The following is a 15615-nucleotide window of genomic DNA, read 5'->3' as shown; positions in this document are numbered from 1 at the left end:
CGCATCTTCAACCTCGGCCACCAACGCCAGAACGCTCACCGAAGCCTGCTCCACGACGTCGCGCGAGTGTTGCGCGGCGTCGTTGGCCGACTGAGTGAAACCGGCGGTTTCGTTGGCGCTCTGGGCAACGCTGTCGGCCGTGGCGCTCATTTCGTTGATCGCGGTCACGGCCTGATCGGTTTCCGACGCATGCCTGTTGAGGATCTGGTTGATGTTGCGCGATTGAGCCTGGAGCTGACCCAATTCCAGCGAAATCTGCTCGGTGCCGGCGCGTACGTCGACGATCATGCTCTGTTGGTAGGCGATGAAGGTGTTGACCGACTTGCCCACCGCGTCCAGTTCATCTTCGCCATGAATCGGAATGCGTTTGGTCAGATCGGCTTCACCCGAGGACAACGCATCGATATTGGTACGCAGCACGCCCAGCCGCGTCATCAAGCGGTGAAACGCAAAACCCAGCACCGCGAACAGCAACAGCATCAGCGGAATCTGCATGACGCCGAGGATTTTCAGCACCTCGTCGCTGCGCGCTGTCAGCATGGAGGTCGGCAACGCAGTGGCGATCAACCAGGGCGTGCCCACCACCGGGCGCAGGTAAAAGGTCAGGTCGCCCAGCGCGGGATCATTGTATTCACGGGTATAGACGCCCTCGCCAGACACACGCCCGAGGCCGTCCTGAATCTCTTTGGCGAAGATCGACTGATTGCTGAAGCCGGAGATGTTCTTGAGGATGATTTCCCCCGGAATACGGCTTTGGTTGGTGAGGATCTTGCCGTCACGCTCGACGATCATCACCTGGCCGCTGATGTCTTTTTCTTTCTCCTGGATCAGTCCGTTGAAAAAACCCAGGGTCACGTCGATGGTCGACACACCGTACAGAGCGCCATCTTTATAGATGCCCATCGCGCAGTTCGTGCGCGGTTGCGGGCTGGCCTCGTCCTGATACGCCGCCGCCCAGGCGCATTTGCCTTTGGGTGCATTCTGTCCGGCCTTGTGCCAAGGCTGTTCCCAATAGTTGGGCGCCGGGTCGGAGTTCCAGTAGGTGCTGACCACCAACTGACCGGACGCATCGCGGTGGAAGAAACTGCTGTGCTTGTTACGGCCAGGCGTGCGTTTGTCCGGCATTGGCCAGACGCCACCGCCAAACACCTTGGCGTCACCGTACTGATCCACCAGCCCCGGCAGCACCTTGTCGATGGCATCGCTTTCGAGCAGCGGGACTGCCTGGGTAATGCCGCGCGACTGCGCCTCGACGCGGACCAGATCGGTCAGGATGCGAGTGCCTATCTGATCGACCTTATCCAGCACCACTTGCTCATCGGAGGCACGCACTTTGGGCGTAACGAACCGCTCGATGCCTTGCTCGGTGATCAACCCAATGGCGCCGATCAAGGCAATGAAAATAACCGTGTATCGCGCCTGCACCGTCTTGAACATCGCTTTCCCCTAGTCTTGTTATAGTAGTTTTGCAAAACGTTACAGGATTATCGGCCCGTAATCGCTGAGGTTTAGGGGCGCCGATGAAGGAATACAGACTTTATTTTCGAGCGCTTGAACACGCACGTCGTGAGAGGCCGACTGTATCCGTTGAAGCTTCTGATTTGACGTGATCGCGCAGTTTCACCAAGCTACCGCTCTCGATTTGCCTTTCAGGAAATATCCTGCGTGATAAAGCCAAGCCTGCACTGGCGCCGTTTTGCATTCTGCGTCGCCCCTCTGATTGCCCTGCTTGCTGCCTGCGACGGCGGTGCGCCCAAGCCCAAACCCTCTGAAGTCACCACCTATGTCAGTGTGGCGTGGGACACGCTGCCCACGGTCTCCGATCAAGACCTGGTGGCAGGCTACAACAGCTGGTTCTCGGCGTGCAAGCGTCTGGCCAAAGACCCCGTCTGGGGCAGCACCTGCGCTGCGGCTGCGCAGGTACCGCTGGAGCCGCTGGCTATCCGGGATTTCCTCAAGAACCAGTTGCAGGTCTACAGCCTGCGGTCATCCGAGCATGGCGCCAATGGCCTGATCACCGGCTACTACGAACCCATCTATAAAGGCAGCGAGCAGCGTAACGACGCGCACCAGGTGCCCATCTATGGCGTGCCGGACGACCTGATCATCGTCAATCTGGACAGCATCTATCCCGAACTCAAAGGCAAACGCTTGCGCGGTCGTCTCGATGGTCGTGTGCTGCGCCCTTACGATGATGCCGCCACCATTGGCGAGAAAGGCGTCAACGCGCCGGTATTGGCGTGGCTGGGCTACCCGATGGATTTGCAGTTCCTGCAGATTCAGGGTTCGGGGCGGGTTCAACTGGAGAACGGCCGGCAGTTGCGTATCGCCTACGCCGACCAGAACGGCCATCCCTATAAACCCATCGGCCGTTGGCTGGTCGATCAAGGCCAGTTGAAAAAAGACGAGGTCTCGATGGGCAAGATCCGCGCCTGGGCAGTCGCCAACCCGGACAAGGTGCCAGAACTGCTGGGTAGCAACCCGAGCTACGTGTTCTTTACCCTGCGCCCCGACAGCGATGAAGGCCCGCGCGGGTCGCTTAACGTGCCACTGACTGCGGGCTACAGCGTGGCTATCGACCGCAAGGTCATCCCGCTCGGCAGCCTGTTGTGGCTGTCTTCGTCACGCCCCGACGGCACGCCGCTCACGCGTCCGGTTGCCGCTCAGGACACCGGCGGCGCGATTGCCGGCGAAGTGCGTGCCGACATGTTCTGGGGCACTGGAGATGCCGCCGGCGACCTCGCTGGGAACATGAAGCAGCAAGGGCAGATCTGGATGCTCTGGCCAAAAGGCGCGGCCCTGCCCAATGCGGAAAAACCCGCAAAACCCTGATCGGCGTCCAAAAAAAACCGCCACTAAAACCAGTGGCGGTAACTGCAGAGCAGAAACAATGAAGCGATAAATAAGAGCAAATCGAGCGATGAGAGCCTCAACTTGATTTAACGCTAACATTGTTCAGTACGTCCCTTTGGTTAAATATTATTAACCCTGTTCAGGGCACTTTTTGACTCCCGCTGCACGGCCAGCATGATACAAAGACGGCACGCACGGACGGGATTCAATTGCGCAAACACCTGAGCTCCCGATACCCATAACACCGTGCGACGTAACCGCTGCACTCATAAAGACTTAGCCAAAACTGCCGCTTCGTGCCCGCCATCTGACGAAATCGTTGATGTCGATCAACTCGACGTGGGCACTGTTTGGGCGTCAATAAATCCAGGGGAATGAAACAATGAACGTAAAGCATTGGAGCGCCATTGCACTTGCCGTTTCGTCGGCAGCGTCGCAAATGGCATTGGCAGAAACTGTCAGCAATCAGGCCGATGCCAAAGGATTTATCAAAGACGCCAGCGCCACTGCATTATTGCGCAACTATTACTTCAATCGGGACAGCAAAAGTGGCGGCGTCGATAGCCGCGACTGGACCCAGGGCATTCAAACCAACTTCAGCTCAGGTTTCACTCAGGGCACGGTGGGCTTCGGTGTAGATGCCTACGCCAATGGCGGCCTGAAACTTGATGGTCAACACCAATACGCCGGCACCGGCAACTTGCCCACCGACAATCACGGTAATCCCGAGGACAGCTACGGTTCCATCGGCGGCGATGTCAAAGTGCGTATTTCCAAAACCCAGCTCAAGTACGGCAACATGCAGCCTACTGCGCCCGTCTTTGGAGTGGGCGGCAGCCGTCTGTTGCCACAGACAGCCACCGGCTTCAACCTCAACAGCAGCGAGTTCGACGGGCTTGATCTGGAAGCTGGCCGTTACACCAGTGCTGACAGCGGCCTGACCAGCAACCACAGCCATGACATCTTTGCGACCTATGCAAATGTGACGGCAGACAGTGCAACGTTCGCGGGCGGTAAGTACACAATCAGCCCCAACTGGACCGCAACCCTTTATGGATCGGAGTTCGAGGACGTGTGGCGCCAGTACTACGCCAACACCAACTACACCCTGCCGCTCACAGACGATCAGTCGCTGAACTTCGACTTCAACCTGTATCGCACCCTTGATGAAGGTCAGGCCAAAGCCGGCTCGATCAACAACACCACGTATTCGGCGGCAGTGGCGTACTCGTTCCTGGCGGCCCATACCGTGACGCTGTCGTTTCAGAAAGTCGACGGCGATACCCCGTTCGACTACGTCGGCACCGGCGATAACGGTGGCGGCGAAGGCGGCGACTCGATCTTCCTCAACAACTCGGTGCAGTGGTCGGACTTCAACGCTCCGAACGAGCGCTCGCTCGGCATACGTTATGACCTGAACATGGCGACCTACGGCGTACCGGGCCTGAGCTTCATGGCCCGTTACCTGAATGGTTCGAACATCGACGGCACGCATACTCCGGCCAACAGCGCCTATGCCGATGTGTACGGTGAAGATGGCAAACACCACGAGACCGATCTCGAGGCCAAGTACGTGGTGCAGCAAGGCCCGGCAAAAGACCTGTCGTTCCGTATCCGTCAGGCTTTCCACACCGCCAACGCCGATCAGGGTGAAGGCGATCTCAGTGAGTTCCGCCTGATCGTCGATTACCCGATCACGCTGATGTAAGGCAGCACAGGAGCCAAATTCGTTGGCGAGGCGAAGCCATGGCATAAGTCAGAGCTGGCGCCTCGCGAATGAATTCGCTTTCATCAAACATCAGAGATGTCGTTGATTTAAGAGGCGCTAAAATTTCGCTTCTGCCGCAGGTGTGGGAGCTAGCCGGGCGGCGTCTGAACGACGGGGGATCTCCTACAGTCCTCGGGCAGAATCCACATCCCGAGAACAGCGCAAAACCCTGTAGGAGCGCACGAGCAGCGCGAGGCCGCGATGGCCGCGCAGCGGCCCCAAAACCAGACACCTCGGTTGTGCCTGAAACACCGCGTGTGCGGGATTTGCTGCCGGTGCCCGGCAGATCGTCAGCAAGCTGGACTCCTGCGCCCTTCGGGCAGAAGCAAAATCCAAGAGCACCGCAAAACCCTGTAGGAGCGCACGAGCAGCGCGAGGCCGCGATGGGCCGCGCAGCGGCCCCAAAACCAGACACCTCGGTTGTGCCTGAAACACCGCGTTTTCAGGGTTTGATGCGCGACCGCGCGGCGTCTGGACGACGGGGATCTCCAACAGGATTGGATACAGCGTTCTTGAGCAGGCTATTGCCGGTTAACGGTAAGAGTCACCACCACCGGCAACCATCACCAACACCACCCGCAAACCGGGCGCGGCGTCTTCCAGACGTAAGTCATAGCGATGAGTGCGCGCCACCGCAGCCACAATTGCCAGCCCCAGTCCCCCGCCTGTAACACCCTGCCCCTGCTCGCCCCTGTAGGACTTCTGCATCACGTCTTCACGCTCGTTTTGAGCGATGCCTGGGCCGCTATCCTGCACCTCGATTCGTGTTCCGCGATCATCGTTCAACAACCGCAACACCACGCAACCCCCGGACGGCGTGAACTTCAGCGCGTTGTCGAGGATATTCATCAGCGCCTCGGCGAGCATTTCTCGGTCGCCCAACAGCGGCGCCACGGACGCTTGAGACAACTGAAGATCAATGCCGGCTTCCTGCGCGACGCCCTCATAGTCCTCGAACATCTCGCGCAGCAAATCACCCGTTGAAAACAAGGTCATGCCCGCGCGTCGAGCCTGGCTGTCGATCTCGGCAATGCGCTGCAACGCACGAAACCTGCGCAGCAACACATCAGTGGCCGTCAGGGCTTTCTCGAGCCGCGCCTGTTGTTTCTCCGAAGACGCGTGCCCCCACTGCTCCAGCGTTCGGTGCAGCTGCATGCGCAGGGTATTCAACGGTGTGCGCAGATCGTGAGCGACGTTATCGCCAACACTTTTGACGTTATCAAGCAGCCGCTCGACCTCCTCCATCATCTGGTTGACCAGCGACGACAGCATATCCAGCTCATCACCGCGCCTGGACAACGGCAGACGCTGCGACAGATCGCCCCCGGCAATCCTCTGGCTGACCACCTGCAACTTCGCGACGCGGCGCAACGGCCTGTAGCCGAGAAAAGTGCCCACCGCCAGACCGCCCAGCACGATCAGCGTCGCACTGAGCAACAGTGCGTGCAGCAGGATGCGCCGCAAATGGCTCAGGGTCTTGGTATCAAAGCCTACGAACAGAATCTGCCCCTGGGCCAGACGTTGCCCCAACGCACGGGCGCCTTGCTGGAACCCCGGCGCTTGCCATTCGTAGGACTTGCCGTTAAGCGGCAGGCCTTTGGGCAACGTCTGCACTTCGCCCCCAAGATGCTGACCGCTGGCGCTGAACAGGCCGTAGTAATAGACGTTGCGGAGGTCGCCAATCGCCAGGCGGTCCATCTCGGCAGGCAGCTGGTCCGGGCTCAGGTACAACAACGAGCGCATCTGGCCTTGCAGATTGCCGTCCGCCTGGCGCGTCAGGTACGTGGAAATCTGCCAGTAGATCAGGCTGACCAGCGCCACCACGCCCAAGAGCAGCGCTGCGGAGTAGATCACCGACAATCGAAATGTAGTGGTGCGACGCAGACGCGGAATAGCTTTGCGTTCATGCAGCATCGGGGCGCCCGAGCCTGAACCCCGACCCGCGCAGCGTAGTGATCGTCATCTCGCAGCCCAGGCTTTCGAGCCGGCGCCGCAAGCGCGTCAGGTGAACATCGATGAGCTTGGTGCCAGGATCGAAGTGATAACCCCAGACCGACTCGAAAATCAGCGGCCGCGTTACCACCTTGCCCGCGTTGCGCATCAGAAACTCCAGGAGGCGAAACTCGGTGGCCGGCAGCGCAGCCTGTTGATCGTTGCACGCCACTGTGCGCTGCAACAAATCCAGTTGCAGGTCGTCGATGCGAAGCCAGGTTTCCCTGCTTTCGAGGGGGGCATTGCGGCGCAACAGCACCTCGACCCGGGTGGTCATTTCTTCCGACACGAACGGCTTTACGAGGTAATCATCACCCCCGGCACGCAGTCCGCGAATGCGGTCGTCCACATCGCTAAGAGCGCTGATCATCAATACAGGCGTGCGATTGCCTGCTTCACGCAGGCCGGTGACCACGGCCAGACCGTCGATCCCCGGCAGCATCCGGTCCAGCGTGATGACGTCGAACTGTGACTGCAACGCCCTTTCAAGCCCTCGTGAACCATCATTGACACACTCCACCTGGAACCCGCCGCGACTGAGCTCCGAGGCAATCTCTTGAGCGGTGTCTGTGTCGTCTTCTATGCAAAGTGCTGTACGCATCACATCCTTCCATTTCCGTCAGCCAACAAGCGTAAAGCAACCGCGATGCGATCACTACGCCCGGTTTGGCATGCGAAAACCGTGCACAGCCCTGAGGCTATGCGCGGCCTTGCGCCATCGCCGCTGCCAACGCGGGCGATCAGGCCCGAGATTTCAGCTTGAACAGTAAAAACCGATGGTCCGCCGAGAACAGGCGTCGGTAGGTCAACAACACCGCGCCCACCGTGCCCAGCGCAGAGGCGGCAGCGATCAGAAACATGATCACGATCTGGTAGCGCACCGCGTCCTGCGGGTTCTCGCCGGCCAGCACCTGACCGGTCATCATCCCCGGCAAGCTGACGATACCCACCACCGTCATCTGGTTGAGCGTGGGCATCATGCCGGCCCTGACTGCTTGCCGTGCCGCCTGCTGCGCGGCTTCCCATCGTGTGCCGCCCGACGCCAGAATCATTTCAAGGGTGCCGCGCCCGCTGGTCAACTCCTGCGTCATGCGCTCCATGCCCAGCGACACGCCGGTCAGCGTATTGCCCAGAATCATGCCCAGAATCGGGATCGCATACTGCGGCTCGTACCAGGGATGGATGCGAATCACCGCAAACAACCCGACCGCTGTCACCAGCCACGAGCTGATCCACACCGAAGCGATGCTGTCCAGACGCTGCCCGGCATAGGTGCGCTTGCCGCGTCCTGCCGCCGAGGTTCCGGCGATCAGCGTCATCAGGCACATCAGTGGCAAGACCACATACCAGTAAGCGAACTCGAACACCCAGCCCAACACGTAACCAATAGCCAGCAATTGCACCACCGTCCGGACCGAAGCCCAGATGAGCTGGCGTTCGAGGCCGAGCCTGAGCAGCAGCGACAGTGCGCCATTGATGAGGATCAGGCTGGCGGCGATGGCCATGTCCAGGGCGGTAAGGTTTTGGTAATTCATGAGGTGGCGAGCCCGGCGAGCGTGCCGGCCTCCATGGTCAGACGCCGGTTGCTCATGCGTTGCGCCTGCTCCTCGTCATGCGACACCCAGACGTAGGCCCGCGCTGATGCGGGCTGCCGGTCAAACCAGCTTTGCACCAGATGCTCGACCGCACGCGATGAAGCAGGGTCCAGTGCGGCCGTTGGCTCATCGAGCAACATGACCTGCGGGTCCGTCTGCAGCATCCTGATCAGGGCGACCAACTGGGCTTCGCCGCCAGATAAATCCGCGCTCGACTGCTCCAGAAATCCGGCAGGCTTTCCAGCGGCCGCCAGCAACTCGATGGCGGCCTGTTTGCTGAACCGCTCGCCGGCGAACACCTTGAGGCCGTAAGGCAGGCGCAAGTTGTCTTCCACCGTGCCGTCGATCATCGCCGGCCGCTGCGCCACGTAACACACACGGCGTCGATACTGTGGCACGCGGGCGCTTGTGACCCGCTGACCCTGCCAGAGCAGCTCACCCGAATCAGGCGCATCGAGCAGCGCCAACGCGCGCAGCAATACGCTTTTTCCAGAGCCGGAAGGGCCGGTAATCGCAACGCGGTCCCCGTCGCACAACTGAAAATCCACCGCATGGAGCAGCATTGCATCGCGACGAGCGTCCGCGCGCACAAGGTCTTTGATGTCTATTAAAACGCTGTCTGAGGAAACAGCCGTCGCAGTGCTAATCATGAGTACAGGCCCTGGAGAACGACGTGCAGGATAAACCAAGGCGTGTCAAAAGCAGGTCAAGCATCACTCGCCGGCAGAAGATCGCCTGGGGCTAATCGATGTCCTCTCACCTCTTGCGCTCGACTATGCTGATCGAAACGCTGCCCCAGCACAGAGAACAGGCCATGAACTACTTCCTCGCACAAGCCTTCAACAATCTCTGGGCCAATCATCGTTTGCTGAGCGCCTGTGAAGCGCTGAGCGAAACTGAGTACAAGGCGCCCAGACCCAGCTTTTTTCCGTCGATCCAGTGCACGTTGTGCCACATCCTGGATGTCGACGATTACTACCTGGCTGCGCTTTCAGAGGACCTTGCCGGACAGGATCAGCCCTCATGCCCTGGCAGGACGTTTCTGGAACTGGCAGCGCAACAGCGCACCACCGACCGACTGCTGGTGGCCCTGTGCAGAGAGGTAACGGGCGAAGCCGCCGCGCGGCCGGTCAGACTGGACCGCGCGGACGGCTTGTTCATTGAGCGTGTCGACCGCGTGTTGTTGCACCTGTTCCAGCACCAGATCCACCATCGTGGGCAGGTCCACGGCATGCTCTCCGAGACCAGCGTAGCCCCGCCGCAGCTCGATGAGTTTTTTCTTCGGGCCGATGCGCGATTGCGCGAAGAGGAGATGCGCGTACTGGGCCTTGATGAAACTGACGTGTGGCGATAACAGGCGCGACGTAAATGGCGTCGGCGCCTGCAATTATGCGAAAGCAGCCGTCGATCAGGCCGACAAATGCTCGTAGAGGATCGTTGCGCCGACCAGCATCAACACCACGCCGCCGATGATTTCAGCTCGCTTGCCCACCACGGTCCCGAGCACTCGGCCCAACATCACCCCGATTGTCACCATGGTCATGGTCGCCACACCAATGGCCGCCGCTGCGACAAAGATGTTCACGTCAACAAACGCAAGCCCAACGCCGACCGCCAGCGCATCGATGCTGGTAGCAAAAGCGGTGACCGCAAGGACCATGAACGAGTGCTGGCTCTGCTTCTCTTCGTGCTCGTCTTCGTCTTTCAGCCCGTTGTAGATCATGTGCAAGCCGAGAATCAGCAGCAGCGTGAAGGCGATCCAGTGATCCCAGCTTTCGACAAACTGCGTGGCAGCCTGACCAATCACCCAGCCAATGATCGGCGTGATGGCTTCGATCACACCAAAGATGAGGCCAGTGCGCAGGGCTTCGATAAAACGGGGTTTGTGCAGCGCGGAACCTTTACCGATGGCGGCCGCGAATGCGTCCGTTGACATGGCAAGGGCGAGAAAAATCAGGGAAATGGGATTCACGGTTACGTCCAGTCGGGCTATGAGTCAACGACACAACCACACGCCCGACTTTAGGCATGGATGTGTCGCTGGTCTCACCAACCGAAAAACGGTGTCCGCACCACGGCAGGTTGCCGAGAATGTTGATACGAACGCTTCCAGAACCACTCAGAAGCAGGCTACTCCCCAACGAAGGCCCGCATTCTAGTGTCTTATTTGTGAAAAAAACATTAAGACGTGCCTGTTTGATTTGATTGAGGAGAAAGCACGGAGCGCAGGCGCTTACGCTTCTCCCCGCATCATTCAGAACCTGGCGATAAGAGCGACCCCTGCGATCATCAGTACCGCGCCGATAGCACGTCCGGGCTAAGCGACGGAGGTCGCCATCCAGGGATTGTGCAGCGTCTTGTTGAGTTCTCCACCCATTGCAGCACCCACTGCCTGCAACATGCCCGCCAAGAAGATAAATGGGAAAGCCCAGGAAGCATTCATATCGCTTGTCCTCTCAACCGATGAGCAATCTGATAAGCAGGGCGGCTGCGAGAGCCGGGATCATTGTCACGGTGCCGATTTTGAGGAACGACCAGAACCCGACATCCTCGCCTTCACGACGGATCGCGTTCAGCCAGAGGATCGTTGCCAGCGATCCGGTGATGGACAGGTTAGGCCCGATGTCCACACCGATCAGCAACGCGTCGACCACCAGTGTCGGCGGATGTGCCTGAGCGACCGCCATACTGGCCACAAGGCCTGCGGGCAGGTTGTTCATCAGGTTTGAAGAGAACGCCAGCACAGTGCCTGAAACGCCAGCAGCCCAAATCGGATCTGCGGATGCCTGACGAAGCACATCGGCCACCTGTGCAATGACGCCGGTACGATCCAGTGCCTCGACCAGCACAAACAACCCCGCGACAAGCGGCAGGACTGCCCACGACACCGACTTCATCAGTTTCACCGGCGAGCGCTTCGCCAGTGCACACACACCGAGCATCGTTAGCACGCCTGCGATACAGGTCGGCAAGCCCAGTGGCAGGTCAAGCGCGGACATGCCAATCAGCAGCGCAGCGGTCAAGGCGATTCCGCCAAACGCAGCTTTACCACCCATCGAAAGCGGTTCGCGCTCGACATTGCTTTCACAGGTTCCGGCCAGTCGACTGCGCTGCACCCAGCGCAGTGCGAAGTACGTGACCACGATGGATGCTAGCGCGGGCAGCGCAAAGGAGCCAAACCACTGACTGAGCGGCGGCATCTTGCCGCCATACATCACAAGGTTGGCAGGGTTGGAGATAGGCAACACGAAACTCGCCGCGTTGGCGATCAGTGCACACGCAAAAAGCAGAGGCAGCGGATCAGCCTTGGCCTTTTTCGCGGCGGCATACACTGCCGGCGTCAATACGACCGCTGTGGCATCGTTGGACAAAAAGGTCGTCGTGATAATCCCCGTCACATACACGAACGTGAACAACCGTACGTTCGATCCCTTGGCGTGAATGGCGGCGGTGGACGCCACCCAGTCGAACAAGCCCTGCTCCCGGGCGGTCTCGCTGAGCAGCATCATGCCAATCAGGAAAAGATAGACGTCCATGCCCTTGCCCACCGCGCTCACGGCAGAGTCGATGGGCATGAGTCCGAACACTAATAGCAGCACTGCTCCCATTACCGCCCAGATAGCCTCCGGCAAACGAAACGGTCGGGTGATGACTGCAGCAGTTGAGGCGGCGCATATTCCCCATGTCACGCCGGTCGCCAGGATCACCAGTGCATACCGTTTTTATTAGGGCCCAGTTGCGCTCCCTCCAGGCCATGTTCGGGCCACGCCCCAATGGAATGGACGTCACAACCAAGGGCGACAGGCATGCCGCGCTGGGGGATATTGTCTGGCTCGCGGACGAGAAGCCTGATCGTGTCACGGTCACTGCCGTTGGCCACGGTCACGGCGTGCATGCCCGCGTCGAGATGAACGACACCAGACCACAGCGCAGCATCAGCGAGCGCCGTCATCTCGATGCCTGGAAGATCGTCGCAGGTCAGCATGACGGGACCGTCGGGAACGCCGAAGAGCTTGGCTATTATTTCGATTTTTCCGGGACGGGGAATCTGCTGCGGATCGGCTGGCCGCGTGACCATGCGCAGGTCTGCCGGTGACACGATTTGCACAAATGGCCAAGGCGTATCTGTCTCCTTGAAGCGCCAGCTCGGCACTCGCCCATAGACAGTGATCAGCGAGTAACCGGGTTTGCCGCCGCCCTCCTCGATCTGTCCGGTTGATCTTGTCGCCCCATAAATAACGCGCCCGTCATTGAGCAATTCACTGTAGTGGGTGTGACCGGTGTCGACAAAGGCGACGCGCGCATCGGCTAAGGCCTGTGCGATCAAATCACCTTCGGCAGCGAGATCCCCAGGATAAGCGTGCATGAACACGAGCGGCACTTGCGCTTGAGCTTCCGCGCGGGCCAGTTCTTCCATCAGACGCTTACGGTGGTGCATGGTGAGACGGAAATCCGGGCCGCCTGCACCTTTAGAAATGATGTCCAGAAAAATACACCGGTAGCCCGCAATGACCTCTACTTCAGAGCGATTCTGCTCGGGAAAGCCAGCGTGGTAATTGTCGAGATTACCCGGCTCGAAATCGTGGTCTCCGGTGATCACCCGGTAAGGCAATTGCAGCGGTGCCAAGGCATCCGTGATCGCCCTGTATTGCTCGGGAGTTGCGTGGTTCGCGTTGTCGCCCGGCAGAAAAACAAAGTCGGCAGCGACGCCGATATGCTCGTTGATCTCGCTTACGATTCCCTGCAACCGGTCGCGGCTTTGCCAACCGTCCTCCTCGTCCATGTGTAAATCGCCGATATGCACCCAGGTGATCGCTTGAGTCATCCGCTATTTCTCTCTTCAGTGTTTTTGGCTACTGCACATGCGGGACGTAGCGTGCAAGCGACGCCGAATCAAACTCGACGCTGGCGATATCGAACTGCCCAAAATATAGAAGGTGGGGTAATAGCCGAGTTCCGGTGCAAGACCATGATTTTTTGCTGACCGCATCAACCGGTTAAAGCAGCATCAAAAATCAAAGCTTTGCTGATCTTGGGAACTGAGATCGATTGTCCGGAAAAGCACGAATGGCAAGATGGCGTCGGCAATCGGCTGGAGCTGACGGGAGACGTAGTGGTCGTAGTCAATCGGCGCGGTACGGATCTCCAGCGGTTCCGGGCCGGCGACCGTCATCACGTAACTGATCCAGCCACGGTTCTGATACTGCAGCGGCCTGCCCTGTTGACGGTTATACGCGTCGGCCAGGCGCGCGGCGCGTACGTGCGGCGGGACATTGCGTTCATAGTCGTCCAGTGCGCGACGCAGGCGCTTGCGGTAAACCAACTGGTGGTCAAGGTCGCCCGCCAGCGTGCGCCGCACAAAGTCGCGCACGTAGTCCAGATACGGGCGGCGACTGAAGATGCGCAAATAAAGCTCCTGCTGAAACTCGCGGGCAAGCGGCGACCAGTCGGTGCGCACCGTCTCAAGGCCCTTGTAGACCATTTCATCCTCACCATTGGCGCGGGTGACGAGGCCGGCATAGCGTTTCTTGCTGCCCTCCTCGGCGCCACGGATGGTCGGCATCAGAAAGCGCTTGTAATGCGTTTCGAACTGCAACTCCAGCACGCTTTCCAGCCCGTATTCCTGCAGGACGTGATCGCGCCACCAGACATTTACCTGATCGACCAGCGCCTTGCCGATCTGCGCGGCCTCCTCTTGGTCGTGTGCGCGTTTGAGCCAGACGAAGGTCGAATCGGTGTCGCCATAGATCACCTCATAGCCCAGGCCTTCGATCAACTGCCGGGTCTGGCGCATGATTTCGTGACCGCGAAGGGTGATCGACGAGGCCAGGCGGGTGTCGAAAAACCGGCAGCCGCTGGAACCGAGCACGCCATAAAAGGCGTTCATGATGATTTTCAGCGCTTGTGACAACGGTGCATTACGCTCGCGCTTTGCCGCCTCCCGGCCCTCTGCGACCCGCGACACGATGGCCGGCAGGCAGTGCCGGGTACGAGAAAAGCGTGCCCCGCGAAAACCCGCAACGCTGTGCGCCTCGTCGGGTTCGCGCAGGCCTTCGACCAGCCCTACCGGATCAATGAGAAAGGTGCGGATGATCGACGGGTAAAGGCTCTTGTAATCCAGCACCAGCACGGACTCATACAAACCCGGCCGCGAGTCCATCACAAAACCGCCGGGACTGGCTTGCGGCATGCGCTCGCCCAGATTCGGCGCGACAAAGCCCTGACGATGCATCAGCGGCATATAAAGGTGCTCGAACGCTGCGACCGACCCGCCATTTCGGTCGGCCGGCAGCCCGGTTACCGTCGCCCTTTCGAGCAAAAACGTGAGCAACTCAGTTTTGTGAAAGATCCGCGTCACCAGCTCACAGTCCTTGAGGTTGTAAGTAGCCAGCGCCGGCTTGTCCTCGGCGAACATGCGGTTGATCTCGTCCATCCGCTGATACGGATTGTTGATGGCTTTGCCTTCACCAAGCAGCGTCTGCGCAACGTTTTCAAGGCTGAATGAAGGAAAACTCCACGTCGCGGAACGCAGCCCTTCAATGCCGTCGATGATCAGACGCCCTGGCGCCGAGGCGAAAAAATGGTTGTTTTGAGCGCCATGTTCGCGCCATCCCATTACCTCGCCCCCCCGGCCCAGACGTAAAGGCACTTTCAAGCGCTGCGAATGCTCGTGCAGCACTCGCAGGTCAAACTGTATGACGTTCCAGCCGATGATCGCGTCGGGATCGTGCAACGCGATCCACGCGTTCAGTCGCTCCAGCAACTGCTTGCGGCTGTCGCAATAGTCGAGCTTGAAATCCACGAGCCCATCGTCGCCATTGGCCGGGCCGAGCATGTACACCTGACGCTCGCCGCAACCTTCAAGCGCAATGGAGTACAGCTCACCTCGTTCAGTGGTTTCGATGTCCAGTGAGCAGAGTTTCAGGGTTGGACGGTAGTCGTTGGCAGGCTTGAGTTGCGCGTCCAGCAGCACGCCGTCGGCGTCGGGCGTACCACTGAACAACACCGGCGCGGTAATGAAGCGCTCCATCAGGTAGCGCTCTGGCGGCCGCACGTCCGCTTCGTAGACATCGACGCTGGCGCGGCGCAAGTCTTTTTCCAGGTTCATCAGTTGCCGATGCTGCCGGGTGTAGAGCCCGAGGACCGGACGATGACGAAAATCACACAGCTGCAGCGGCTTGAGTTCAACGTCACGCTCGTTGCACAACACGGCTTGCGCACGCTCCCGATGGGCCTCCGGGATGAATGCCACGGACGTTTGAAACGGCAGACGCAGGCGCCTGGGGCCGTCGTCGGTTGCCAGCCAGAACTCGACTTCCGTGCCAGCGGCCGTGTCCCGCCAATGCCGGGTCAGGACAAAACCCTGCTGAAAATCCACCGATACACCCTCACAAAGCCAAAGCTGAA

At 59.5% G+C, this 15615-nt stretch carries 12 protein-coding genes and 1 pseudogene; 3 read left to right on the top strand and 10 right to left on the bottom strand.

The window, feature by feature from the left end; translation table 11 throughout:
- Positions 1-363: 363 nt before the first annotated feature.
- Positions 364-1125 (bottom strand): annotated as a pseudogene (locus tag OYW20_RS26210) (cache domain-containing protein); the annotation flags it as partial.
- Between the two features lie 540 nt (positions 1126-1665).
- On the opposite strand from OYW20_RS26210, the gene mltA reads away from it, so the two are divergent.
- Positions 1666-2832, top strand: a complete 1167-nt coding sequence (gene mltA, locus OYW20_RS11425) for a murein transglycosylase A (protein ID WP_268800775.1) — start codon at positions 1666-1668, stop codon at positions 2830-2832.
- 403 nt (positions 2833-3235) lie between these two features.
- Positions 3236-4561 carry an OprD family porin gene (locus tag OYW20_RS11420; protein ID WP_268800774.1) on the top strand — a complete coding sequence of 442 codons (1326 nt, stop codon included), beginning with the start codon at positions 3236-3238 and terminating at the stop codon, positions 4559-4561.
- Positions 4562-5152: 591 nt separating this feature from the next.
- Here OYW20_RS11420 and OYW20_RS11415 read toward each other — a convergent pair.
- From OYW20_RS11415 to OYW20_RS11400, 4 genes are all read right to left on the bottom strand, one after another.
- Positions 5153-6535, bottom strand: coding sequence for an ATP-binding protein (locus OYW20_RS11415; protein WP_268800773.1), 1383 nt, complete (start codon positions 6533-6535; stop codon positions 5153-5155).
- Complete coding sequence (locus tag OYW20_RS11410; RefSeq protein WP_268800772.1) at positions 6525-7214, bottom strand: response regulator transcription factor; 690 nt, start codon at positions 7212-7214, stop codon at positions 6525-6527. The genes OYW20_RS11415 and OYW20_RS11410 overlap by 11 nt, the downstream gene beginning before the upstream one ends.
- 139 nt (positions 7215-7353) lie before the next feature.
- Entirely contained in the window at positions 7354-8148 is a 795-nt protein-coding gene (locus tag OYW20_RS11405; RefSeq protein WP_268800771.1) for an ABC transporter permease, read from the bottom strand.
- Positions 8145-8858, bottom strand: a complete 714-nt coding sequence (locus OYW20_RS11400; protein WP_268800770.1) for an ABC transporter ATP-binding protein — start codon at positions 8856-8858, stop codon at positions 8145-8147. Before OYW20_RS11400 ends, OYW20_RS11405 begins: the two co-directional genes overlap by 4 nt.
- Before the next feature lie 98 nt (positions 8859-8956).
- Here OYW20_RS11400 and OYW20_RS11395 point away from each other — a divergent pair, with 98 nt between their 5' ends.
- The gene (locus OYW20_RS11395) at positions 8957-9562 is read left to right on the top strand and encodes a DinB family protein (RefSeq protein WP_328284816.1); all 606 of its coding nucleotides are present in this window, start codon (positions 8957-8959) and stop codon (positions 9560-9562) included.
- A 54-nt stretch (positions 9563-9616) separates the two neighbouring features.
- Here OYW20_RS11395 and mntP read toward each other — a convergent pair whose 3' ends face one another.
- The 5 genes from mntP to OYW20_RS11370 all read right to left on the bottom strand — a co-directional run bounded on the left by mntP (position 9617) and on the right by OYW20_RS11370 (position 15586).
- Positions 9617-10180, bottom strand: coding sequence for a manganese efflux pump MntP (mntP, locus tag OYW20_RS11390; RefSeq protein WP_268800769.1), 564 nt, complete (start codon positions 10178-10180; stop codon positions 9617-9619).
- A 345-nt stretch (positions 10181-10525) separates the two neighbouring features.
- The gene (locus OYW20_RS11385) at positions 10526-10651 is read right to left on the bottom strand and encodes a hypothetical protein (protein WP_268800768.1); all 126 of its coding nucleotides are present in this window, start codon (positions 10649-10651) and stop codon (positions 10526-10528) included.
- A 13-nt stretch (positions 10652-10664) separates the two neighbouring features.
- Positions 10665-11816 (bottom strand): arsenic transporter, encoded by a 1152-nt coding sequence (locus tag OYW20_RS11380; RefSeq protein ID WP_328284823.1) that lies wholly within the window; start codon positions 11814-11816, stop codon positions 10665-10667.
- A gap of 95 nt (positions 11817-11911) precedes the next feature.
- Positions 11912-13033 carry a metallophosphoesterase family protein gene (locus OYW20_RS11375; protein WP_268800767.1) on the bottom strand — a complete coding sequence of 374 codons (1122 nt, stop codon included), beginning with the start codon at positions 13031-13033 and terminating at the stop codon, positions 11912-11914.
- Between the two features lie 183 nt (positions 13034-13216).
- Positions 13217-15586 (bottom strand): DNA polymerase II, encoded by a 2370-nt coding sequence (locus OYW20_RS11370; protein ID WP_268800766.1) that lies wholly within the window; start codon positions 15584-15586, stop codon positions 13217-13219.
- Positions 15587-15615 lie beyond the last annotated feature (29 nt).

It is taken from the genome of Pseudomonas sp. BSw22131, assembly GCF_026810445.1.
GTDB lineage: Bacteria > Pseudomonadota > Gammaproteobacteria > Pseudomonadales > Pseudomonadaceae > Aquipseudomonas > Aquipseudomonas huanghezhanensis.
This window is presented reverse-complemented; position numbering and strand designations above follow the sequence as displayed.